Here is a 20,979-nt window from a genome sequence, read left to right on the forward strand (position 1 = left end):
CCTCAGAGGCTAGTTGCAATGTACTTGGCTTCCATGAACTCTGCGATACCGTGATGCTGCCCTCCTTCACGTCCGAGGCCGCTCTGCTTTACACCGCCAAAGGGGGCAGCGGGATCGGAGACCAATCCGCGATTGAGCGCGATCATGCCCGCCTCGACCTTCGAGGCAACGCGCATGCCACGGCTGATGTCGCGGGTATAGATGTAGGCGGCAAGGCCGTACTCCGTATCATTGGCCGCAGCTATGACCTCTTCCTCGCTCTCGAAACGATAGAGCGGCGCGACGGGACCGAAAATCTCTTCGCCCCTCATGTCTGAGGCCGGGGAGACATCGACGAGCACCGTCGGCGGATAGAAAAAGCCCGGTCCTGGCAATTTTCGTCCGCCGCAGAGCGCGCGCGCGCCCCTGGAAAGGGCGTCCGTAACCAGGCGGTCAATCTTCTCCACTGCCTTGCGCGTGATCATCGGACCGCACTGCGTATCCGGATCTACACCCCGACCGATCCCGAGGGCGGCCATGCGTCGGGCAAATTTTTCCGCGAAGGTATCGTGGATACCGGACTGGACATAGATCCGGTTCGCAGCGGTGCACGCCTCACCCGCATTTCGCATTTTCGCGACCATCAGCCCCTCGATCGCACCATCAACGTCCGCGTCGTCAAAAATGATGAATGGCGCGTTGCCGCCGAGCTCCATAGAGCAGGAGATGACATTCTTTGCCGCTTCCGCCAGAAGCGTGCGGCCGACACCCGTCGAGCCTGTGAAGGAGAGTTTTCGCACGCGCGGGTCAGCCAGCATCGCGGCGATGACGGGGCCAGGCGTTGATGTTGTCACCACGTTCACCACGCCCGGCGGCACGCCAGCCTCCTCGTAGAGAGCCGAAAGCGCATAGGCCGTCAACGGCGTCTCACTCGCCGGTTTGAGGACGACGGTGCAGCCTGCGGCAAGGGCGGGCGCGATTTTGCGGGTGGCCATTGCGGCAGGGAAATTCCAGGGTGTGACGAGTACGCAGATGCCGATAGGCTGGTAACCGACGACGATCCGGTTCCCACCGGCCGGAGCGATGCCGAACTCACCAGAGATCCGCACCGCCTCCTCGGCGTTCCACCGGAAGAACTCCGCCGCATAGGCCACCTCGCCGCGCGCGTCGCGCAACGCCTTTCCGTTCTCGAGCGAAATGAGTCTCGCAATCGTTTCGGAACGCTCCACCATAAGTTCGAAGCAGCGGCGCAGGATCTCGGAGCGCTTTCTCGGCGGAGTCTCGCGCCAGCTTTCCGCGGCGCCTGCGGCAGCCTCCACGGCCGCTGCCGCATCCGCAAGCGTCGCATCCGGTACGGCGGCAATGACCGCCTCGGTCGACGGATCGATCACCTGGATCCGACCTTCGCCTGCTGCGGGCCGCCAGGCGCCGCCAATATAGAGGCCGTGGGAAAACGAGCTGAGCCCGAAGGTATCATCGTCTGGGTGGAGAGAATGCTGATTGACGTTCATGATGATTTCCCAGGTTAGAGAGCAGAAGCGGCCGGGTCGCCGTCATAGGCGGCCCGAACCAGGCCGCGCATGGCGGCCGAATCGAGGGGGCGTGGGTTGTTCTTGATCAGCCGGCTGATGCCGAGGGCCTCCCCGGCCGCCCAATCGATCCGGTCTTCGGGAAGGCCGAGCCTGGCGAGCGTTGGCGCAATGCCGATCGCGGCAAACAGGCGTCTCACCTCGGCGATTGCGGCACCGGCGAGTATCTCGTCGTTCTCTACTCCCTCGGGATCGAGACCGAGCGCCCGACCGACGGCGGCGATTTCCGCGGCTGCGACGCGGCGATTAAATGTCATCACATAGGGAAGCATGGTCGCCACCCCGAGCCCATGCGGCGTATGCGTCAGGGCGCCGACCGGATATTGCACCGCATGGGCTGCGGCGGTGCCCGCGGTTCCGAAGGCGCAGCCGGCTGCGAGCGCGCCCATCATCACATCAGCGCGCGCATCGACATCCGAACCGTCGGTGAAAGCCTTTTCCAAGCTCCGGCTGAGGAGCCGGATAGCATACAGCGCGAACTGATCGGTGAGGTCGCTCTTGCCGATAAAGACATGCTGCTGCGCAAGCTCCGGATCGCCGGGGCGGCGTTTCGCCGTGAACGCCTCGATGGCATGCGTCAACGCATCTGCACCGGCAACCGCCGTGAGCCCAGGCGGGCAGGACAAGGTGAGTTCGGGGTCACAGATCGCCGCTGCGGCGATGAGATACGGGCTGGAAATTCCAACCTTCAGGATACGGTCGGGATCAGAAACAACCGCAACCGGCGTTACCTCGGAACCGGTGCCTGCCGTGGTCGGCACAGCGATGACCGGCAGAACCGGTGCAGGCACCTTGAACTCACCATAATAATCAGCGAGCGCGCCGCCATGAGCGAGCAGGAGCGAGGCGCATTTCGCCATGTCGAGGCAACTGCCACCGCCAATCCCGATCACCATATCTGGCTCGAAGCCACGCGCGGCGTCTACGCAAATGGCGACAGTATCGCGTGGCACGTCCGGCAGCGTCTGGTCATGCACTACGACGCCAATGCCGGCTGCTTTGACGGCAGCGATCATTTCCGCGAAGACGGGCGTTGCGGCAAAACGCGCGTCCGTGCAGACGAGAGCGCGCCGGCCGGTCCTGCTCGCGACGCTCGCTAGCGCATGGCGCTGGCCGATACCAAACAGGATTTCCCGCGGCAGCCTCAAGGCGGCAAACAGGCTCATGATCTTTGTCCCTCGAAGACCAGAATGCGGGAGGGGGAAAGCGCGTTGAGGTCTTCCCAAAGGCTCTGGTTGATCTCAAAACCATTGCGGCTGGCGGCCGCACGCCGCTGACGGGCACGATCCCCGGGGACGAGCACCGGTTCTCCGGCCACCTTGGATGGCGAGGCACGCACCGCAGCGAGATAGGCTGACAGCCGCGTCGGAAGGCCGGGCGCTAGGCTAGGCTCGATCAAGATGAAGACGTCGCCCTTGTTGCATGGGGACTGGCTGTCGAGCGTGCCGTGCACCTCCGTTGCGAGCGCAGAGCCTGCAAGAGCCGCCACCAGCAGCTCGATGGCAATGCCGAGGCCATACCCCTTCGCATCGCCGAAGGGTGCAATCGCGCCGGCCTTGGCACGCTTCGGATCTGTCGTCGGCTTGCCGGCCGCATCAAGCGCCCATCCATCTGGAATGGGCCTGCCGGTCGCCGCGTGATGATGGATCCTGCCCATCGGCACGATGCTGGTGGCAAGGTCGAGCACGAGAGGGTCCTCGGCGGTCGGAACGCCAATGGCGATGGGATTGGTGCCAAGCATAGCCTGTGTACCGCCAAAAGGATGAACCAACGCCTCGCTCGATGAGAGCGCGATGCCGACCAAACCCATCGCAGCGATGGCCTCGACATAATGCGCGAGCATGCCGAGATGGTTCGCATTGCGCACGGCGACCAGGCCGATGCCAAGATCAGGAATGTGAGGCGCCAACCGCTCGATCGCGGCCATGGCGACGATGGGGCCAAGCCCCGCCGATCCCTCAACCTCCAGCACCGCATCCGCCCGCCAGCGCTGCGTTCCCTTCGTCTGTGGGTCGATGAGACCGCGCTCCATCCTTTCGACGAGGCGCGGAAGCCGGCACAGGCCATGGGAGGGGTGCCCCTTCATCTCGGCCGTTACCAGGACGCGAGCCTGCAGCGCCGCATGGTCACGCGTGGCGCCATGCTCTTCCAGCAGGCGGGTGGCAAGCGCAAGGGCTGCCGCTTCGGAAAGTCGCATGGTTTTTCCTCCCTATATTAAATCGTATAGGATATAGGATTGTCTTGAACGCAGCATCGTGCTAGCGATTGAACCTGTCAAGAGGCAAGGCATCAGATGATTTCGACGCGACTTAGAGAACCTTCAACGGGAACGGCCCAGATCCAGCGTGCCAATAGCCTGGCCGTCGACGTCTACGAGGCAATCTTCAACCAGCTCATGTCGTTGAAGATCGCGCCGGGCGAGCGCATCACGGTCGACAACCTGGTCAGGGAGTTCAACGTCTCCCATACCCCGATCCGCGAAGCTCTCGGCCGGCTTGAGGGCGAAGGCCTCGTCGTCAAGCAGCATCTCGTCGGCTTCCGTGCAGCGCACCAGATTACGCGTCGTCGCTTCGATGAACTCTATGAACTTCGTCTGCTGCTGGAACCTGCCGGTGCTGCGAAGGCGGCACAGGCGATGACCGACGAAAAGCTGGCCATGCTCACGGAAGCCGCAGGTGTGATGACACGTAGCGACGATAGGGACGAGCGGGCGAATTATTCGGCCTTCGCCCGCATGGACGCTATTTTCCACGACCGCATCATGGAGTTTGCTGGTAACGAGTTGATCCGAGAGACGCTGGCATTCCAGCACACACATTTCCACATCTTCCGCCTAATGTTTCATCGCCGCGTCACGGAGGAGGCACTCGGCGAGCATCAGACGCTACTCGACGCCTTCGTGGCGCGCGACTCCCGCGCTGCTAGCAACGCAATGCGCATCCACATCGAACATTCGCGCGACCGGCTGTTACCGGCGTTCGACGACATCTGATTCAACCCGCAGGCAAGAGAGTGCCTGCCCGATCTGACAACGAGGAGGAGAATCCATGGCAGGCAAGAAAATCCTGATGCTCACCGGCGATTTCACCGAGGAGTACGAAATCTTCGTATTTCAGCAGGCGATGGAGGCGGTCGGGCACACGGTGCACGTCGTATGCCCGGACAAGAGGGCGGGCGACATCCTCAGGACGTCGCTGCACGACTTCGAGGGAGATCAGACCTACACCGAAAAACTCGGACACAACGTCACCATAAACAAGACCTTTTCTGAAGCGGAGGACCAGCTCGATCAGTATCATGCCGTCTACTGCGCTGGCGGACGCGGACCTGAATATATCCGCACTGACAAACGGGTGCAGGCAATGGTGCGTCACTTCCATGAGCAGCGGAAGCCGATTTTCACCATCTGCCACGGGGTTCAGATCCTGATCGCAGTCGATGGTGTCGTCCGCGGAAGGAAGGTGGGTGCGCTTGGGGCCTGCGAACCCGAGGTGACGCTGGCGGGCGGAACCTACATCGACCTCTCGCCGACAGAAGCCTATGTCGACGGGACGATGGTCTCGGCCAAGGGTTGGACAGCGCTCGCCGCCTTCATGCGCGAATGCCTGAAGGTGCTGGGAACGGAGATCCGCCACACCTGAGACGACGGCGCCCAGAAACAATGCCCGGCATTGAAGTCGGCCGGGCATTTGATTACGCTGGCCTGCAATCAGACTCCGCCGCGGTTCCAGCCGCGGCCACGGTCGCCGAACATTTCATAGCCCCTGTCGGTGATCGCGAGCGTATCCTCCAGCTTGATGAAACCGCGCTTCGGGTGAAGCATCGTCGTCTCGACCGAGATCACACTGCCGGCTTGCAGCGGCTTGTCGGCATCAATGCCCTCATAGGCGACGGGGTGGTTCGTCATGAGGAACGGCGCTTCGTGGCTGATGAGGCCCATGCCATGGCAGAAGAAGTCGGTGAAGGCCGCCGACGGCGAGGCCTTGAGCTCAGCTTCCGCCGCCACGATCATTTCACGGCCCGCAACCCCTGCCCTGACCTTGGCGAAGGCCGCTTGCTGGATGCATTCTACTTCGGCCAGAAGATCCTCCAGTTCCGCATCCGGCTCGCCGAGCACGCCCATGCGGCAGAGGTCGCCGATATATCCGTGATAGTTGCCGCCGGAATCGATCGACAGAATCTCGCCCTCGGCCCAGGCCTGCGGCGAGCCGGCGCGATTGTGGCTGGCGCCGAGCGTCAGCAGGCAATATTCGAAGTGCAGCTCTCGGTTCGTTTCCTCCCGTCGCAGTTGCTCGATGATCTCCAGCTTAGTCGAGCCGGCGCAGGCCGCGGCGATCGTCGCCAGCATCGAGTCGGTGATCAGTTCGGAGGCGCGTCTGAGCTTTGCCAGTTCATCCGGCGTCTTGACGGCCCTCAGCCGCTCCAACACATGTGTGGCATCGGCAAACCGCGCGCCATCCAGCCGAGAGGTAAGGACATCACGGGCATCGGACGGTAGGAAGGCCGGCTCGATGCCGATGCTCCCACCGGCCTTGCCGATTTTCTTCAGGTGCTCGGCGGCCAGTCCGGCTGCATCCTGCGTGCCCCATGTCGCCGTATGCACGGCTGGTGTCCAGAATGGATTGTTCTGGTGCTCTGCACCCTCCATGCGGTTCCCCACATAGGCCGAGTGATCAGGTGCGCCTTTCTCATAAATCACCATCGGCAGGTACCGGCTATGCCCGATGGCATCCATGGCGGCGAAGAAGATGAACTTGTATCCGCCCAGCAGATATTGCGTGTTGTGTTTGGAAGTGGCGATCAGGACGTCGATACCGGCCTCCTCCATGAGGCGGTCGAGCTCGGACGTATCGAACGGCGCCACGGCGGCCTGCATTGTCTGCCCTGCATTGTCGTTCATTGTCTTTCCTCCCACAAAATGGATGCCTGCCTCAAATGTCCTGCGGCAGCAGGCGGAAGTCCGGCAAATCGCGAAGCGCAAGCTCCGGCCCCGCCGGTGAGTAGACGACGAACAGGAGCATCGGCCCTTCGCCAGTGTTCTTCGTCGAATGAAAGCGACTTTCAGGAACATAGATCGTGCAGCCGCTGGCGACCTTTCGCGTCATCGGATTGCCGTTCTCGTCCTCGACCATCTGCTCGCCCTCGCCGGAAATCACAAAGATGATTTCCTCAGCGCCCGGATGGTTGTGGCGCGAATGGCCCTCGCCACTTGGCAGTTCGACGACCCCGCCGGAAAAGCGCCTGGCGCCATTGACCTCGGGCGCCACGGTTAGCGACAGCTTGCCCCAGTCGAAACCGAAGACGCTTACATCCTGCGGATAGTTAAAGTATTTGTCCTTTACCATGAATCGGCCCTTCCATGACCTTCCTCAGACGACCGCACCGATCGCGAGCGCCTTGAAATCTTCCGTCTGCTTGCGGATTGCCGCCTCTGCCGGCAGTCGCTCCATCGAGCTTGCACCGTAAAAACCGTGGCAGCCAGCACAGCGCTCGAGGACATAACGCGCATCCTCCGGCATGGAGATGGGGCCGCCGTGACAGAGCACGATGACGTCGTCGCGCACGGACCGCGCCGCCTTGGCGATCGCAGCGATCTCATCGATGCAGTCATCGAGCGACTTGCCGGATGTGGCGCCGATCGTGCCGCCTGTCGTCACCCCCATATGCGCAACGACAATGTCGGCGCCTGCGACGGTCATGGCGATAGCCTCACTCTCGTTGAAGACATAGGGCGTCGTCAGCAGGTCGAGCCCATGCGCGGTGGCTATCATCTCGACCTCCAGATCGTAGCTCATACCCGTCTCCTCGAAACTCTGCCGCATCCGGCCGTCGAAGAGGCCGATCGTGGGGAAATTCTGTACACCTGAAAAGCCCATTGCCTTGAGGTCGGCGAGGAAGCGCGGCATCAGGACGAAGGGGTCCGTGCCGTTGACGCCGGCGAGAACCGGCGTCTTTTTTACGACCGGCAACACTTCGAGCGCCATGTCCTTCACAATCTCGTTGGCATTGCCATAGGCCAACAGCCCGGCCGCCGAACCGCGCCCCGCCATGCGGTAGCGCCCGGAATTGTAGATAATGATGAGGTCGATGCCGCCTGCCTCCTCGGCCTTGGCGGAGATGCCGGTGCCGGCGCCGCCGCCGACGATCGGCACGCCGGCTGCGGTCATGCCGTGAAATTTTTCGAGGATGGTCTTGCGCGGTATGGCTGGCATCGATTTGTCTCTCAGGGGTTGGCGATGTCGCGATAAGCCGCGACGGCGGCCTCGGCGAAGTGCGGGTCGTTGATATGGAGCGGCAGGCGAATAATACGTCGCGATGCCGTCGGCTTCACCGTCGCCTCGAGCGCGGCAAAAAGCGCGGCGTCGGCTTGCGGATCGAAGAACGGACCGCCTTCGATGTCGAGGGCTGAAACACCCTTCTCGGGAATGAGGAAGCGCACGGGGCCGTTACAGAGATTGAGCTTGTCGCCGATCCAGCGGCCAATCTGTGCGCATTCGCCCGAGGTCGTGCGCATCAAGGTGACGTTCGGGTTGTGGCTGTAAAACAGCCGGCCAGCATAGCGTTCCGGGACGGTCTCCGGAGCCCAGAAGTTCACCATGTCGAGGGCGCCGACCGAACCGACATAGGGCAAGCCCGCGCGGGCAATCGCATCGAAACGGTTTGAGGTGGCCGGCAAGACGCCTCCGAAGAGCAGGTCGCAGACCTCGGTCGTCGTGATGTCAAGCACGCCAGAGATCAGACCGCTGTCGGCAAGCTTCTCCATCGCACGGCCGCCCGTTCCGGTCGCGTGGAAGACCAAGCAGTCATAGTCTGCCCGCAGGCGCTCAACCATGGCCGATACGGCAGATGTGGTCACGCCGAACATAGTAAGCCCGAGCGCCGGTTTGGATGCAGTCACCTCAGCCGGCCGGCGTGACATGGCGGTGATCGCCTGGGCGGCGTTGTGAAGGATGACCCGGCTGAGCCGGTTCAGGCCCGCCATGTCCGTGACCGACGGCATCATCACGATGTCGGAAACATCGATATAGGGAGCAACATCGCCGGAGGCGAGCGTCGAAACCATGATCTTTGGCAGGCCGAGCCGCAATTGGCGCATGCCTGCAGTGATGATCGAGGTGCCCCCGCCTCCGCCGATACCGATGATGCCGGCGATGTCCTGGCGCTCCACGAGGAAGCGCGCGAAGGCAACGCCCATCGCTTCGACCGCCCTTCCGCGGTCCTCACAGGCAAGGACGGCTCCAGCACCGTCGGGATGGCAAGCGGCAACCTTGTCAGCCGCCACATCGACGGCGGTCCGAGGCTCACGGATGCCGACGTCCACGCGCGTAACCGCCCCGCCCGCTGCCTCGATGCAGGCGGCGAGATAGGCAAGCTCCTCGCCCTTCGTGTCAGCAGTGCCGACCACGTAGATCTGCTTCATTTCCCCTCCGAGACCGGTTGGGCTCCTCCAGGCATATCTCACGTCGGGGGGCGCGATGTGCCCTTGCAAATTCGTGAGACGCGCGTATCATAAAGATATGGATGTCTCACGTCAACAGAACGAAACAGCGAGGACCGAGCGAGGGCCGCGTGCTCGCACGCGAAAACTAATGCTCGAAACAGCTACGCGGCTCATGCAGTCCGGCATCACTCCGTCCGTAAGCGAAGTAGCCGAGGCCGCCGAAGTCTCGCGCGCGACAGCCTATCGTTACTTTCCGAGCCAGGCCGCGCTCGTGCATGCCGTGGTCGATGAGGCTCTGGGACCGATACTCGGCTGGTCGTCCGACAGTCCTGATGCTCGCACCCGCGTTGCCGACCTATTGGCGACCGCGATGCCGCGCATCGACGAATTCGAGGCCACCTTCAAGGCTGCGTTGAAACTCTCACTGGACCAATGGGCGCAGCGCCAGGCGGGAACGCTCGGCAACGAACCGCTGTTCAAGCGCGGCCACCGGGTCGACCTTCTGAAATGCGTGACGGCCCCCCTGCAGGGCACCGTGCCGCCCGAATCCCGGGAACGCCTTGCGCAGGCGCTTTCGCTTGTTTTCGGCGTCGAGGTGCTGATCGTGTTGAAGGATATCTGGGGCCTGACCTCCGAAAGCGCGCAGTCTGTTGCCGAGTGGGCCGCCAAGGCGCTCGTTGATAGCGCGTTACGGCAGGCGGAGAGCAAAGCATGACACGGTGGTCGCTAACTGGTTCGACCAGCTGCAGCGATGTCGCTAGTATTGTGGTCGTTGTGGCGATGAAATATGTGAGAGCGCGTGACGAGACTAAAGCAGCGGATCCGCAGTTACAGGCAGATATCCGGAAGTCTGGAAGATTTGCAGTTGATAAAGCTCTGCAAGTGTCGCCCTTGACGATAATGGCAATTGGTACTACCAGATCAGGAAATAATATTCAGGCTTGAGATCTGAAACGCGCCACGGGTCTGGGAGGACCTCGGCACGAAAACCACCCAGGAGGATCAAGAAGCCAGATCGGGAGGCCCGCGACGGCGCGGGAAGCGTGCATAAATGGGAGGAAACGTTATGCGCAAAACTATGACCGGTCTCGTTGCCGGTGTCGGATTGATGTGGGCCTGCGGAACGTCCGCACAGGGCCAGGAACTGACGATTTTCTGGGCAGAGTGGGACCCGGCAAATTACCTTCAGGAACTTGCAAACGAATACGAGGCTGAAACCGGCGTCAAGGTCACTGTCGAGACCACCCCATGGGCCGACTTTCAGACCAAGGCCTTCACCGAATTCAACGCAAAGGGCTCAGCCTATGACCTGGTCGTCGGCGACAGCCAGTGGATCGGGGCGGCGTCGGAAGCAGGACATTACGTCGATCTGACCGATTTTTTCACCAAGCACAATCTGACGCAGGTGATGGCTCCCGCAACTGTGAAATACTACTCCGAGTATCCGGCCAACTCGAAGAAGTACTGGTCAATTCCTGCAGAGGGTGACGCCGTCGGCTGGTCCTATCGCAAGGACTGGTTCGAAGATCCCAAGGAGATGGAGGCGTTCAAGGCGAAATACGGTTACGATCTCGCCCCGCCGAAGACCTGGGCCCAGATGCGCGACATCGCCGAGTTCTTCCACCGTCCAGACCAGAAGCGCTACGGCATCGCCATCTACACCGATAATTCTTACGACGGGCTCGTCATGGGTGTCGAGAACGCGATCTTCTCGTTTGGAGGCGAACTCGGCGATTACCAGAACTACAAGGTTGACGGTATCATCAACTCGGAGAAGAACGTCAAAGCGCTTGAGTTGTATCGCGAGCTCTACGGTTTTACGCCTCCAGGCTGGGCCAAGTCCTTCTTCGTCGAGAACAACCAGGCGATTACCGAAAACCTGGCCGCGATGAGCATGAATTATTTCGCCTTCTTCCCTGCTCTGGTGAATGAGGCCTCGAACCCGAATGCCAAGGTTACCGGCTTCTTCGCCAATCCGGCAGGCCCCAATGGCGAGCAGTTCGCAGCACTCGGCGGACAAGGCATATCGGTCATCTCCTACTCAAAAAACCAGGAAGAGGCGATGAAATTCCTCGAATGGTTCATCAAGGACGAGACCCAGAAGCGCTGGGCCGAACTCGGCGGCTACACAGCAAGCGCCAAGGTGCTTGAATCTCCCGAATTTCAGAATGCGACACCGTATAACAAGGCCTTCTACGAGACCATGTTCAAGGTCAAGGACTTCTGGGCAACGCCTGAATATGCCGAATTGCTAATCCAGATGAACCAGCGCGTTTACCCCTTCGTCACCGCCGGCCAAGGCACGGCGAAGCAAGTGCTGGATTCTCTGGCAGCGGACTGGAACGCGACGTTCGAGAAGTACAAACGCAACAAATAGCAAGCGCCAGTGGAGGGGCCTCGCCGCCCCTCCAACATCATTCTGCATCTCCGCGCCGAAGTGCGCGGTTCGAGAGGGCGCGGCGCCCGGCATCAACTTCGCGCATCGTGATGCCTTCCGGCATCCAGCGCCGAACTCTCGAAGGAGGAGAGGATTGGCCACCGTAGTCATGACATCGCTGGACACGAAAACGCGCGCCGCATCCCGCGGCATGAGCGACATCCGGATTCGTAATCTCTTCATCATCCCGACGATCCTGTTTCTGATCGTCTTCAACATCTTTCCGCTGATCTATTCGCTCGGCTATTCCTTCACCGACTTCCGCGCCTCGTCGAACGCACCAGCCAACTTCGTCGGCCTGCAGAACTACCGCGAGTTGCTGAACGACCCGTTCATCTGGTCGAATTTCGCCATCACCGCAAAATATGTGATCGTCTCTGTTACGGGGCAGGTGATCGTTGGCTTCGGCACGGCGATGCTCCTTAACCGCGATATCCCGCTGAAGGGTCTTCTGACGACATTGCTGCTGCTGCCGATGATGCTATCGATGGCAGTGGTCGGTCTTTTCTGGAAGCTGCTCTACGATCCGTCCTTCGGCATCATCAACTACACACTCGGCCTCGGCTCCTTCGAGTGGCTGTCGAATCCGAATGTCGCGCTTTATGCGGTCGCCATCACTGACATCTGGATGTGGTCGCCCTTCGTGATGCTGCTGTCGCTCGCCGGCCTTTCGGCCGTGCCAAAGCATCTCTACGAGGCAGCGGCGATCGACCGGGCAGGACCGTTCTATACCTTCTTCCGCATCACGCTCCCTCTTGTGGCGCCGATCCTGATGATCGCAATCATCTTCCGTACGATGGAAGCCTTCAAGACTTTCGACCTCGCCTACATCCTGACCAGCCAGCCGACGACTGAGGTGATCTCCATCCGGCTCTACAAAATGGCCTTCCAGGAGTGGCAGACGGGGCGCTCCTGCGCACTCGCCTACATCGTTCTCATCATGGTTCTCGCCATCACCAATATCTACGTCAAGTACCTCAACAAAGTGAAGGAGCGCTGAGATGGCCGCCGTCCAAACCCGCTCCGAACGCGCGCTGAACCGGGTCGCAATCGCCGCCGTACTTGTCATTACGCTGATTTTCCTGGCGCCGATCTACTGGATCACCTCGACAGCCTTCAAGCCGCGCAACCTCGCCACAACCATTCCGCCGACGGTGCTCTTCGAGCCGGAGCTCTCGCCTTTCGTGAAGCTCTTCACCAAGCGCTCGCAGCTGCGTGGCGTGCCGACCCCCGAAGAATATGCCGCCGCCCCCTGGTGGGAGCGGATGGTGTTCGACGGTGGTGAGAAGATCGTCCGCTCCGGCCGCGGCGAGGTGCAGCCATCCGGCTATCCGAACCGCTTCATGAACTCGCTGATCGTCGCCATCACCTCAACGGTCCTGGCAGTCGGCATGGGAACCTTCACCGCCTATGGTTTCTCACGCTTCCGAGTAAAAGGGGAGGCTGACCTTCTCTTCTTCATCTTGTCGACGCGCATGCTGCCGCCCGTCGTCGTGGCAATCCCGATGTTCCTGATGTACCGCGCCGTTGGCCTCAACGACACGCATTGGGGCCTCATCATCCTCTACACGGCCTTCAATCTTTCCTTCTCCGTTTGGCTGATGAAGGGTTTCATCGACGAAATTCCAAAGGAATACGAGGAGGCCGCGCTGGTCGACGGCTACACGCGAATGGAGGCGTTTTTCAAGATCGTCATCCCGGAAGCGGCGACGGGGATCGCCGCGACCGCGGTCTTCTGCTTCATCACGGCCTGGAACGAATATGCATTTGCGCTGATCATGACGAACCGGCGGGCGCAAACCGCTCCACCCTTCATTCCGAGCCAGGTCGGCTCCGGCCTGCCGGATTGGACGGTCATTGCGGCCGGTACGTTCCTGTTCCTGCTACCGGTCGCGATCTTCACCTTCCTGCTCAGGAACCATCTCCTGCGCGGCATGAGCTTCGGAGCGATCCGCAAATGACCTTGCGCGCCCTTAACCAGAAATATCTCGAACCTGGTTCGCAGTATCTGATGATCTTGGGGATCGTCGCGCTCTGCCAGCCCTGGAACCTGTTTCTGCACCGCTACGGCATGACGATGACGCTCGTCGGACTGATCGCCTTCATGGTGACGACCAAAATCCCCCGGGACGCACGTCCAGACGAAGGCAGCCAGTCATGACGCAGATCGAGCTTCGCGCTATCCAGAAATATTTCGGTGCCGTCCAGGTCATCAAAGACCTTAATCTCGCCATTGCCGATAACGAGTTCATCGTGCTGCTCGGACAATCGGGCTGCGGCAAGACGACGACATTGCGCGCCGTCGCGGGCCTGGAGACGATCGACGAAGGCGACATTCTGATCGACGGGCAGCCGGTCAAGCATATCAAAGCATCCGGCAGGGACATCGCCATGGTGTTCCAATCCTTCTCGCTCTATCCGCACATGACGGTCTACGAGAACATCGCCTTCCCGCTCCGGGCCACCCGGATGAGCCGCGCCGATGTCGATAAGGCGGTCCGGGAAATCGCCGCGGTTCTGCGCATCACCGAGTTGCTGTCTCGCAAGCCTTCGGCGCTGTCAGGCGGCGATATGCAACGTGTCGCGATCGGCCGTGCGCTGGTGCGACGGCCAAAGGCCATGCTGATGGACGAGCCGATCGGTGCGCTGGACGCGAAGCTGCGCGAGGAGATGCGGGCGGAAATCAAGCGTCTGCACATCAAGCAGGGTTCAACCACGATCTACGTAACGCATGATCAGGTGGAGGCCATGTCGCTCGCCGACCGCATCGTCATCATGCACGAGGGCATCCTTCAGCAAGTCGGCACGCCGGAAGAGGTTTACGCGCAACCCGCCAACACGTTCGTCGCCCAGTTCGTCGGAAGCCCGGTCATGAACATGGCGCCGGCAACCGTCAGCGAAACGGGCAGCCATACCAGCGTGCAGGTCGGCGACGGGACGACCGGCTTCGAGTTCCCCGCCGTGCTGGCTAACCGCCTCTCCGACGCAAGGGCCGAGAACGGCAAGCTGACACTCGGGGTGCGGCCTGAGGGCGTGATCGTTTCACGGGAGGCACGTCAGGGCTTCGTGCCGGTCGAGGCGCATATTATCGAGCCACTCGGCTCCCACGACATCGTGGACCTGAAGGTCGGCCAGCAGATGATCAGGGCACGGACCAAGAGCGGTTTCGTGCCTGGTCCCGGCGAAGCCGTCTGGGCACGCATCGACCCCGCCCAGGCACATTTCTTCAACACGGCGACCGGCTCGTCGCTGGGGATCAGACTCTGATGGCGCATATCGAACTCAAGGGCATCACCAAGACCTTCGGCAGCCACACGGCGCTGAAAAACTTGAACATCGACATTGCTGACGGCGAGTTCTTCGTGCTGCTCGGGCAGACCGGCGCCGGCAAGACGACGACGCTGCGCCTGATCGCCGGTCTTGAGAAGCCGACCGCGGGCCAGATCTTCATCGACGGACAGGACGTCGCCGACTGGGGTGCCGCCGAGCGCGACGTGGCCCTGGTGCTCCAGCAATACTCGCTTTACCCGCGCTATACGGTGCGGGAGAACCTGGAATTTCCATTAAAATCCCGTATCCGCCGCATTGAGCCAGAGGAAATCAAGGAACGCGTCGCTCGGGTTGCGAAGACCCTGCGCATCGAGCATCTGCTCGACCGCAAGACTGACCGGCTGTCGGGAGGCGAGATGCAGCGCGTATCGATCGGCCGTGCCATCGTGCGCAAGCCGCGGGTCTTCCTGATGGACGAGCCGCTTTCGGCGCTCGACGCGAAGCTTCGCGAAGCACTCCGCACGGAGTTGAAGAACCTGCAGATGAACCTCGGCGCCACCTTCCTCTTCGTCACCCACGACCAGATCGAGGCCATGTCGATGGGCGACAAGATCGGCGTCCTGAACAACGGTCAGCTGGTGCAGACCGGAACACCGCAGGAGATCTACCGGAATCCGGTCAACACCTTCGTCGCGCGCGCCGTCGGTTCACCGCCGATGAACCTGATCACCGGCACGCTCGCCGGCGGCGAGGCGGTGGCCGCCGAGGGCTATCGGCTGCCGTTCGGCAACGGCCACGCAAGCGCGACGGACGGCCGTCCGCTCACCTTCGGCATCCGCCCGGAGGACATCTTCCTCGACAGCGGCGCGCCAGGGGAAGCACGGGTGCACGACGTGGAAAACCATGGCGTCGAAAAGATCGTGACGCTGCGCACCGGAGAGAAGTTCATCCACGCGACCGTACCGACACAGACGGTGCTGCGGATCGAGGATGAGGTTCGCTTTTCGTGGAATCCGGAAAGGGTCGTGCTGTTTGACGCCGGAAGCGGCGTCAGCCTGCGGCACGCGGGCTGACCTGATCGGTCCGAAGGATGCCAGCGGTCTCGGCGGCACGGCAGGGGCAGCGAGCGTTTCGAGTTGTCGCGACGAGGCGCTATGCGGGAAAGCGCCGGCGGTAATGTTCTACCACTTCGGGATTGCGCAAATTAACGGGCAAGTCGCCCTTGATGACGCGCAGGGCTTCGCTCGCCGCGCCTGTTCCCATGCGCATCATGCTCTCTTCCGTCAGACCGGCGAGATGCGGCGTGACGATGACGTTGTCAAAGCCGAAATAGGGATGGTCGAGCGGCAGCGGCTGCGTTGCGAAGACGTCGAGCGCTGCTCCGCCGATGCGGCCATCGCGCAGCGCCTCGATCAACGCCGCATCATCGATCACGGGGCCGCGCGAGACGTTGACCAGAATGGCCGCGGGCTTCATGCGCCCGATGCGACCGGCATTGAGCAAGCCGGTCGTCTCCGGCGTCAACGGGCAGCAGAGCACCACGATGTCGGCCGTCGCAACAAGCTCATCTATCGTCAGGAAACGCACGCCGTCCGGCACGCTTTCCGGCGACCGGCTGGTGGCGACCACCTCCAGGCCGAAACCGAATTTCGCGATCTGGAAGATCGCCTTGCCGACATTGCCCATGCCGACGATGCCCATGGTGCGGCCGGCGAGGTCGACGGCCGCGTCCGATTGGGCGCGGCCCGCCACCCAGCCGTTCTGACGCAGTTCGCGGTCCATCAGGCGGAAGCGCCGAAGCAGGGCCAGTGTCACGAGGAAGACGTGCTCGGCGACAGTCGAGGCATTGGCGCCCGGGACGTTGGCGACAAGCACGCCGGCGCGGGTCGCCGCCTCCATTGGCACCATGTCGAGGCCTGCACCATGGCGGATCGCCGCGCGAAGCGCCGGCGCATCCTCGAAGAAGGCCGGCGGGATCGGCGCCCGCACTACGACGATACCGGCGCCGCGCCCTTCTCGCAGCAAGGTTTCGGGTTCGGGCGCCGAAGCCACCCGCAGATCACCCGCCCCCTCAAGCATGGCCTTGGCCGCGGGGTGCAGGGGATGTGTGGAAAAGATGAAGCTCATCGACCTCCCCGCCGGTTGCGCCTATCCAGCCGCTGTCGCTGGCCCGCCGATAAGCCCCTTCCAATAGCTTTCCGCACCTTGAAGATGCGCGCTCATCAGCGCCTGGGCGAGATTGCCGTCTCGGGCAAGCAGCGCCTCGTAGATGCGAATATGCTCCTCGTGCGAGCGCCGGCTTCGGGCGGAATCGGCAAAATAAATCGGCAGCCGGTGCTCGCCCATGACGTAATAGACGCTGCACACCCGATAAAAGACGCTGTTCTTGGTGGCTCGGACGATCTCCAGATGGAAATCGCGGTCCTCGCGCGCCAGCCCCTCGCCCGCGGCAAGCTTCGCCTCGGACGCGGCGAGTATATCGCGCAAGCGCCTGTAATTCTCCTCCGTCGCCCGATTGCAGGCAAGTTCCGCGGCCTTGATCTCATGGATCTTGCGAAGCTCCACGGTCTCGTAGATCAGGATGGGATCAAGCGGAACGCCGGCGCGGGCAAAAAGCGCCATTGCCTCCACGCTCGCCTCCGTGGTCGTCAGATAGATGCCCGACTTGGCTCGGCGCTCGACGATGCGCATTGCCTCCAGGATCGCCAGTGCCTCGCGAATCTGTCCCCGGCTGACGGTGAAATGCTCCGCAAGCTCGCGCTCCGATGGCGTGCGACCGTTGTCGCTCGAGTTCGAGAAAAGATAGGCCGCGAGATCGGAGAGGAGGGAATTTTCTTTCATCGTCACTGTCTTTGCGCGTGAGTCTCCAGGACCCGCTGATTGATCGTGAAGCCCAGGCCAGGTCTGTCCGGGATCTCTATCATACCGTCCTTTACAGACACAGTGTCCTCGACGAGATCATGGATCATCGGATTTGCGCCAAGGGAATATTCAATGATAAAACTTGCCGGAGAGGCCGCGCACAAGTGCAGACCAGAAAAGAAGCAGGGCGCCCCGGCCCAAAGATGCGGTGCGAAACGCAGGTTGAAGGCGCTTGCGAGCGAACTGATGCGCATCGCTTCCGTAATGCCACCGCAGAAGGCCGGATCGGGCTGGAATATGTCGGCGGCCCGGAGCATCGCAAGATCTCGGAAGGCAAAACGCGTCGCCTCGCTCTCGCCGGCAGCGATCGGCACGTTCCCAGCCGCGCGAACCTCCGCCATGCCGGGCTTGTCATCGGCGATCACCGGCTCCTCGAACCAGGCGAGATCGCAGTCCGCAACCATCTGGATGAAGCGCTTCGCTTCGGCAACAGTATAGGTGCCGTGCGCATCGACCATCAAGTCGACGTCGGGGCCGACCGCTTTGCGAGCCGCACGCACGCGCGCTGCCGAGACATGCGGCGCACGATCCATCGCGCCAACGCGCATCTTGACTGACTTGAAACCGCCGGCCGCAATATAGGACCGGAGCTGCTCGCCGATCCTCTCCGCGCTCTCCCAACCACCCGAGGCATAGGCGGGCAACCTGTCGGCCTTGCGGCCACCCAGCAGCTTCCAGACCGGGACGCCGAGCGACTTGCCGAGAATGTCCCAGAGTGCGATATCAACCGCGCTAATTGCCGCGACGGAAAGGCCGCGCCGCGCCATCTCCGGCATCGCGTGACCCGAAGTCGCCGCCGTCTCGTGGCGTACGCCGTTATAGAGCATCTCCCATATGCTGGAGATGTCGGCAGGATCGCGGCCGATGAGTTTCGGCCCTACCTCGTGATTGATCATGTGCACCAGCGTGCCATAGCTGCCCGCACTGCCCGCGGCATTCTTGCCCTCTCCCCAACCCACGATGCCATCGTTCGTTTCGATCCGCAGGATCGCACTATCGAAGGTCGTCAGCCGGCCGAAGTCACTGCGGTGCTGACGGCTCGGCTCGATGGGAATCTTAACCCACCATGCCTCTACGGTCTTGATACGCATGTCTCGGATCCCCGCTCCTCCCGGCCGCCCGCATATGTATGCCCGTTCATTGCTTGATCAGTGGCAGGATCGTCTCGGCGGTGATCCGCATCTGATCGTCGTAGAATTTCTCGGTGAGCAGGCTCGAGCCGTGGTCCTGGATAAATTTCAGCTGTTCCGGGGGGATGTCGACGGGGTTGCGCTCGACCATGTCGGGATATTTGGTGGCAGGCGTCCGGTCAACCGGAGCGACGAATTCGTTGGTGACGGCACCGTCGTAACCGATCTCCTTCAGCGTGCCGATGATCTTCGGCCAGTCGAGGTGGCCGAGGCCGGCGGCGAAACGATTGTTATCGGCGACGTGGAAGTCGAACAGGCGCTTTCCGGCGAGCCGGATCGCCTCATACATGTCTTCTTCTTCGATGTTCAGGTGGAAGGCATCCAGGCAGACCCCGCATTCGGGGCTGACGGCATCGGCGAGCGCCAGCGCTTGGGCGGCACGGTTGAAGAAATAGGTCTCGAAACGGTTGAGCGGCTCGACGGCAATGCGCACGCCCCTCTTTTGGGCATGGGCAAAACACTCCCTCGTGGCATCCACCACCCATGCCCACTCCTCCTCCTCTGTTCCATCCGGCACCACCTTGCCGACGGTCGCCGGCACAAGCGTGAGGATCTCGCCCTCGAGCTCGCTGACCATGGTGATAACGCTCTTGACATAGTCGACCGACTTGGCGCGCTGCCCTTCATCCCGGGCAGCAAGATTTCGCTCGCCGAGCGTCAGCGTAACAGCGCCCCAACAGCGGATGCCGTGCTCCTTCAGCAGGGCACGGGTGTCCTTTACGTCGTATTGTGTCGGCTCGCCGGAAATCTCGATGCTCTCGTAGCCGTATTTCTTGATACGCCTCAGCGTCACAGCGAGCGGTTCAGCCCGCATCCAGTTGTGCGTCGAAAGATGCATGGGGTCCTCCTAGACGGTTGCGTCATTTGGCGTCAAAACGCCACCCTATCTCTGGCAATCTGGTTTGGCCAATTGTTATTATCTGAAAGGTCTAACGCAAATTCCCAGCCTCTGCAAGGCGGCCTCATAACCCTGGAATTCCCTTGCTATGACCAGATTTTTCGCCGAATTTTGCAGGTTAATTCGAAATCTGACCTTCCGCGTGGCCGCGCGGCGGCTTGACTAGTTTCGCATTTTTGGTATGACCAGATTTGGGAACGCCGCTGATGTCGCCGACGTAGTGGCCGCAAGCCGAGGGGAGAGAAATGAAGATCGGCATGTGCATGTTCCTCTGGACGACAAGCGTCGACCGCAGTCACGAGGCACTGTTACGCGATATTAAGGCGACGGGGTTCGATGGCGTCGAAATCCCCGTCTTTTCGGGCACACTGGACGACTACCGGCGGCTGGGAACCTTGCTGGACCGGCTCGGCCTGGAACGAACCGCCGTCTCCGCCATTGGCGACTCCGAGATGAACCTGATCGCTCCCGACGCCGCAACCCGCAGGCGTGGCATCGACTACGTGAAATGGGCAATCGACTGCAGCGATGCCCTGGGCGCAACGATGCTGAGCGGGCCGCTACATTCGACGCTCGGAAAATTTTCTGGCAGTGGGCCGACCGCGGCTGAACTCAAGCGTTCAATTTCCTCGCAACGTGCGATCGGCGATCATGCAGCAAAACATGGCGTGACCATCGGACTTGAGGCGCTCAACCGCTTCGAATGTTATCTGTTCAACACGATGGACGACCTTGCGAGCCATATCGACTCAATAGGACATCCGAATATCCGCGCCATGTACGACACCTTCCACAGCAATATCGAAGAAGCCGATCCGATCGGCGCCTTCACGCGAAACAGTGAACGCATCGTGCATGTCCATATTTCGGAGAACGACCGCGGCGTACCAGGGCGTGGCAACATTCCATGGGCGGAAACATTCGGGGCGCTGCGCGCAAGCGGTTACGATGGATGGTTGACAATCGAGGCGTTCGGTCGCGCCCTCAAGGAGCTTGCCGCCGCGACAAAGGTCTGGCGCGACTTCTCCGAGACACCTGAATCGGTCTATCGCGAAGGCTACCGCCTTATCCGCGACGGATGGCGCGCAGCGGCATGACCATCAACTGGCCCACCTCGTCCAAATCCCGCAGACTGCCCGCAGGGGAGAGCGCAGACGGGGCCAAGCTGTCAGGTGAATACCGACGGCCATACCGCATAGGAAAGACCGCCCTTTGCTCAGACCAGGGCAACCTCGTTGTGCCGGCCTGCTGCT

General features: G+C 61.6%; 21 protein-coding genes. 10 read left to right on the forward strand and 11 right to left on the reverse strand.

All coding sequences use genetic code 11. The features are described 5' to 3' along the window. Positions 1-2: 2 nt before the first annotated feature. The 3 genes from FFM81_RS24320 to FFM81_RS24330 are packed head-to-tail and all read right to left on the reverse strand — an operon-like array spanning position 3 to position 3,765. Positions 3-1,490, reverse strand: coding sequence for an NAD-dependent succinate-semialdehyde dehydrogenase (locus FFM81_RS24320; RefSeq protein ID WP_138384413.1), 1,488 nt, complete (start codon positions 1,488-1,490; stop codon positions 3-5). 14 nt (positions 1,491-1,504) lie between these two features. After that, a complete protein-coding gene (locus FFM81_RS24325) occupies positions 1,505-2,734 on the reverse strand; it encodes an iron-containing alcohol dehydrogenase (RefSeq protein WP_138384412.1) in 1,230 nt (409 codons plus the stop codon). Continuing rightward, positions 2,731-3,765: an Ldh family oxidoreductase gene (locus FFM81_RS24330; protein WP_097534506.1), complete on the reverse strand. Its 1,035-nt coding sequence runs from the start codon at positions 3,763-3,765 to the stop codon at positions 2,731-2,733. Before FFM81_RS24330 ends, FFM81_RS24325 begins: the two co-directional genes overlap by 4 nt. A 96-nt stretch (positions 3,766-3,861) precedes the next feature. Here FFM81_RS24330 and FFM81_RS24335 point away from each other — a divergent pair, with 96 nt between their 5' ends. Further along, positions 3,862-4,560, forward strand: coding sequence for a GntR family transcriptional regulator (locus tag FFM81_RS24335; protein ID WP_003572869.1), 699 nt, complete (start codon positions 3,862-3,864; stop codon positions 4,558-4,560). 55 nt (positions 4,561-4,615) lie between these two features. Further along, positions 4,616-5,209, forward strand: a complete 594-nt coding sequence (locus tag FFM81_RS24340) for a DJ-1/PfpI family protein (protein WP_003572870.1) — start codon at positions 4,616-4,618, stop codon at positions 5,207-5,209. Positions 5,210-5,277: 68 nt separating this feature from the next. Here FFM81_RS24340 and FFM81_RS24345 read toward each other — a convergent pair whose 3' ends face one another. From FFM81_RS24345 to FFM81_RS24360, 4 genes are read right to left on the reverse strand one after another with little or no spacing between them, the layout of a single operon-like run. Next, positions 5,278-6,468 (reverse strand): M24 family metallopeptidase, encoded by a 1,191-nt coding sequence (locus FFM81_RS24345; RefSeq protein WP_138384411.1) that lies wholly within the window; start codon positions 6,466-6,468, stop codon positions 5,278-5,280. A gap of 31 nt (positions 6,469-6,499) precedes the next feature. After that, positions 6,500-6,913, reverse strand: coding sequence for a cupin domain-containing protein (locus FFM81_RS24350; protein WP_003572872.1), 414 nt, complete (start codon positions 6,911-6,913; stop codon positions 6,500-6,502). 24 nt (positions 6,914-6,937) lie between these two features. Next, positions 6,938-7,780 (reverse strand): phosphoenolpyruvate hydrolase family protein, encoded by an 843-nt coding sequence (locus tag FFM81_RS24355; RefSeq protein ID WP_003572873.1) that lies wholly within the window; start codon positions 7,778-7,780, stop codon positions 6,938-6,940. An 11-nt stretch (positions 7,781-7,791) separates the two neighbouring features. Next, positions 7,792-8,988: a Tm-1-like ATP-binding domain-containing protein gene (locus tag FFM81_RS24360; RefSeq protein WP_138384410.1), complete on the reverse strand. Its 1,197-nt coding sequence runs from the start codon at positions 8,986-8,988 to the stop codon at positions 7,792-7,794. Between the two features lie 97 nt (positions 8,989-9,085). Between FFM81_RS24360 and FFM81_RS24365 the strand changes: the two genes are divergently transcribed. From FFM81_RS24365 to FFM81_RS24395, 7 genes are all read left to right on the forward strand, one after another. Then, positions 9,086-9,724 (forward strand): TetR/AcrR family transcriptional regulator, encoded by a 639-nt coding sequence (locus tag FFM81_RS24365; protein ID WP_025418686.1) that lies wholly within the window; start codon positions 9,086-9,088, stop codon positions 9,722-9,724. A 351-nt stretch (positions 9,725-10,075) separates the two neighbouring features. Next, positions 10,076-11,386: an extracellular solute-binding protein gene (locus FFM81_RS24370; protein WP_138384409.1), complete on the forward strand. Its 1,311-nt coding sequence runs from the start codon at positions 10,076-10,078 to the stop codon at positions 11,384-11,386. A gap of 154 nt (positions 11,387-11,540) precedes the next feature. Beyond that, the gene (locus FFM81_RS24375; protein WP_003572877.1) at positions 11,541-12,446 is read left to right on the forward strand and encodes a carbohydrate ABC transporter permease; all 906 of its coding nucleotides are present in this window, start codon (positions 11,541-11,543) and stop codon (positions 12,444-12,446) included. 1 nt (position 12,447) lies between these two features. Next, positions 12,448-13,407, forward strand: a complete 960-nt coding sequence (locus FFM81_RS24380; protein WP_003572879.1) for a carbohydrate ABC transporter permease — start codon at positions 12,448-12,450, stop codon at positions 13,405-13,407. After that, entirely contained in the window at positions 13,404-13,607 is a 204-nt protein-coding gene (locus tag FFM81_RS24385) for a hypothetical protein (protein WP_003572881.1), read from the forward strand. Before FFM81_RS24380 ends, FFM81_RS24385 begins: the two co-directional genes overlap by 4 nt. Beyond that, a complete protein-coding gene (locus FFM81_RS24390) occupies positions 13,604-14,713 on the forward strand; it encodes an ABC transporter ATP-binding protein (protein WP_003572883.1) in 1,110 nt (369 codons plus the stop codon). The genes FFM81_RS24385 and FFM81_RS24390 overlap by 4 nt, the downstream gene beginning before the upstream one ends. Then, positions 14,713-15,789 carry an ABC transporter ATP-binding protein gene (locus FFM81_RS24395; RefSeq protein ID WP_128399745.1) on the forward strand — a complete coding sequence of 359 codons (1,077 nt, stop codon included), beginning with the start codon at positions 14,713-14,715 and terminating at the stop codon, positions 15,787-15,789. The genes FFM81_RS24390 and FFM81_RS24395 overlap by 1 nt, the downstream gene beginning before the upstream one ends. 79 nt (positions 15,790-15,868) lie before the next feature. Here FFM81_RS24395 and FFM81_RS24400 read toward each other — a convergent pair whose 3' ends face one another. The 4 genes from FFM81_RS24400 to FFM81_RS24415 are packed head-to-tail and all read right to left on the reverse strand — an operon-like array spanning position 15,869 to position 19,666. Further along, positions 15,869-16,843: an NAD(P)-dependent oxidoreductase gene (locus tag FFM81_RS24400; protein ID WP_025418683.1), complete on the reverse strand. Its 975-nt coding sequence runs from the start codon at positions 16,841-16,843 to the stop codon at positions 15,869-15,871. Positions 16,844-16,864: 21 nt separating this feature from the next. After that, on the reverse strand, positions 16,865-17,557 hold the full coding sequence (locus FFM81_RS24405; protein WP_088930266.1) for a FadR/GntR family transcriptional regulator: 693 nt from the start codon (positions 17,555-17,557) through the stop codon (positions 16,865-16,867). Positions 17,558-17,559: 2 nt separating this feature from the next. Further along, on the reverse strand, positions 17,560-18,729 hold the full coding sequence (locus FFM81_RS24410; protein ID WP_003572894.1) for a mandelate racemase/muconate lactonizing enzyme family protein: 1,170 nt from the start codon (positions 18,727-18,729) through the stop codon (positions 17,560-17,562). A 46-nt stretch (positions 18,730-18,775) separates the two neighbouring features. After that, complete coding sequence (locus FFM81_RS24415) at positions 18,776-19,666, reverse strand: sugar phosphate isomerase/epimerase family protein (protein WP_003572896.1); 891 nt, start codon at positions 19,664-19,666, stop codon at positions 18,776-18,778. 305 nt (positions 19,667-19,971) lie between these two features. Here FFM81_RS24415 and FFM81_RS24420 point away from each other — a divergent pair, with 305 nt between their 5' ends. Continuing rightward, on the forward strand, positions 19,972-20,823 hold the full coding sequence (locus tag FFM81_RS24420) for a sugar phosphate isomerase/epimerase family protein (RefSeq protein WP_003572898.1): 852 nt from the start codon (positions 19,972-19,974) through the stop codon (positions 20,821-20,823). Positions 20,824-20,979 lie beyond the last annotated feature (156 nt).

The organism is Rhizobium hidalgonense (assembly GCF_005862185.2).
In the GTDB taxonomy this organism is placed as follows: domain Bacteria; phylum Pseudomonadota; class Alphaproteobacteria; order Rhizobiales; family Rhizobiaceae; genus Rhizobium; species Rhizobium hidalgonense.

What these genes read in the sequence shown, in the direction of transcription:
- FFM81_RS24360 (WP_138384410.1), bottom strand. Translation starts at nt 8,988, where the DNA reads ATGAAGCAGATCTACGTGGTCGGCACTGCTGACACGAAGGGCGAGGAG.
- FFM81_RS24365 (WP_025418686.1), top strand. Translation starts at nt 9,086, where the DNA reads ATGGATGTCTCACGTCAACAGAACGAAACAGCGAGGACCGAGCGAGGG.
- FFM81_RS24420 (WP_003572898.1), top strand. Translation starts at nt 19,972, where the DNA reads ATGAAGATCGGCATGTGCATGTTCCTCTGGACGACAAGCGTCGACCGC.
- FFM81_RS24345 (WP_138384411.1), bottom strand. Translation starts at nt 6,468, where the DNA reads ATGAACGACAATGCAGGGCAGACAATGCAGGCCGCCGTGGCGCCGTTC.
- FFM81_RS24325 (WP_138384412.1), bottom strand. Translation starts at nt 2,734, where the DNA reads ATGAGCCTGTTTGCCGCCTTGAGGCTGCCGCGGGAAATCCTGTTTGGT.
- FFM81_RS24350 (WP_003572872.1), bottom strand. Translation starts at nt 6,913, where the DNA reads ATGGTAAAGGACAAATACTTTAACTATCCGCAGGATGTAAGCGTCTTC.
- FFM81_RS24405 (WP_088930266.1), bottom strand. Translation starts at nt 17,557, where the DNA reads ATGAAAGAAAATTCCCTCCTCTCCGATCTCGCGGCCTATCTTTTCTCG.
- FFM81_RS24410 (WP_003572894.1), bottom strand. Translation starts at nt 18,729, where the DNA reads ATGCGTATCAAGACCGTAGAGGCATGGTGGGTTAAGATTCCCATCGAG.
- FFM81_RS24390 (WP_003572883.1), top strand. Translation starts at nt 13,604, where the DNA reads ATGACGCAGATCGAGCTTCGCGCTATCCAGAAATATTTCGGTGCCGTC.
- FFM81_RS24320 (WP_138384413.1), bottom strand. Translation starts at nt 1,490, where the DNA reads ATGAACGTCAATCAGCATTCTCTCCACCCAGACGATGATACCTTCGGG.
- FFM81_RS24415 (WP_003572896.1), bottom strand. Translation starts at nt 19,666, where the DNA reads ATGCATCTTTCGACGCACAACTGGATGCGGGCTGAACCGCTCGCTGTG.
- FFM81_RS24385 (WP_003572881.1), top strand. Translation starts at nt 13,404, where the DNA reads ATGACCTTGCGCGCCCTTAACCAGAAATATCTCGAACCTGGTTCGCAG.
- FFM81_RS24355 (WP_003572873.1), bottom strand. Translation starts at nt 7,780, where the DNA reads ATGCCAGCCATACCGCGCAAGACCATCCTCGAAAAATTTCACGGCATG.
- FFM81_RS24380 (WP_003572879.1), top strand. Translation starts at nt 12,448, where the DNA reads ATGGCCGCCGTCCAAACCCGCTCCGAACGCGCGCTGAACCGGGTCGCA.
- FFM81_RS24400 (WP_025418683.1), bottom strand. Translation starts at nt 16,843, where the DNA reads ATGAGCTTCATCTTTTCCACACATCCCCTGCACCCCGCGGCCAAGGCC.
- FFM81_RS24330 (WP_097534506.1), bottom strand. Translation starts at nt 3,765, where the DNA reads ATGCGACTTTCCGAAGCGGCAGCCCTTGCGCTTGCCACCCGCCTGCTG.
- FFM81_RS24370 (WP_138384409.1), top strand. Translation starts at nt 10,076, where the DNA reads ATGCGCAAAACTATGACCGGTCTCGTTGCCGGTGTCGGATTGATGTGG.
- FFM81_RS24340 (WP_003572870.1), top strand. Translation starts at nt 4,616, where the DNA reads ATGGCAGGCAAGAAAATCCTGATGCTCACCGGCGATTTCACCGAGGAG.
- FFM81_RS24335 (WP_003572869.1), top strand. Translation starts at nt 3,862, where the DNA reads ATGATTTCGACGCGACTTAGAGAACCTTCAACGGGAACGGCCCAGATC.
- FFM81_RS24395 (WP_128399745.1), top strand. Translation starts at nt 14,713, where the DNA reads ATGGCGCATATCGAACTCAAGGGCATCACCAAGACCTTCGGCAGCCAC.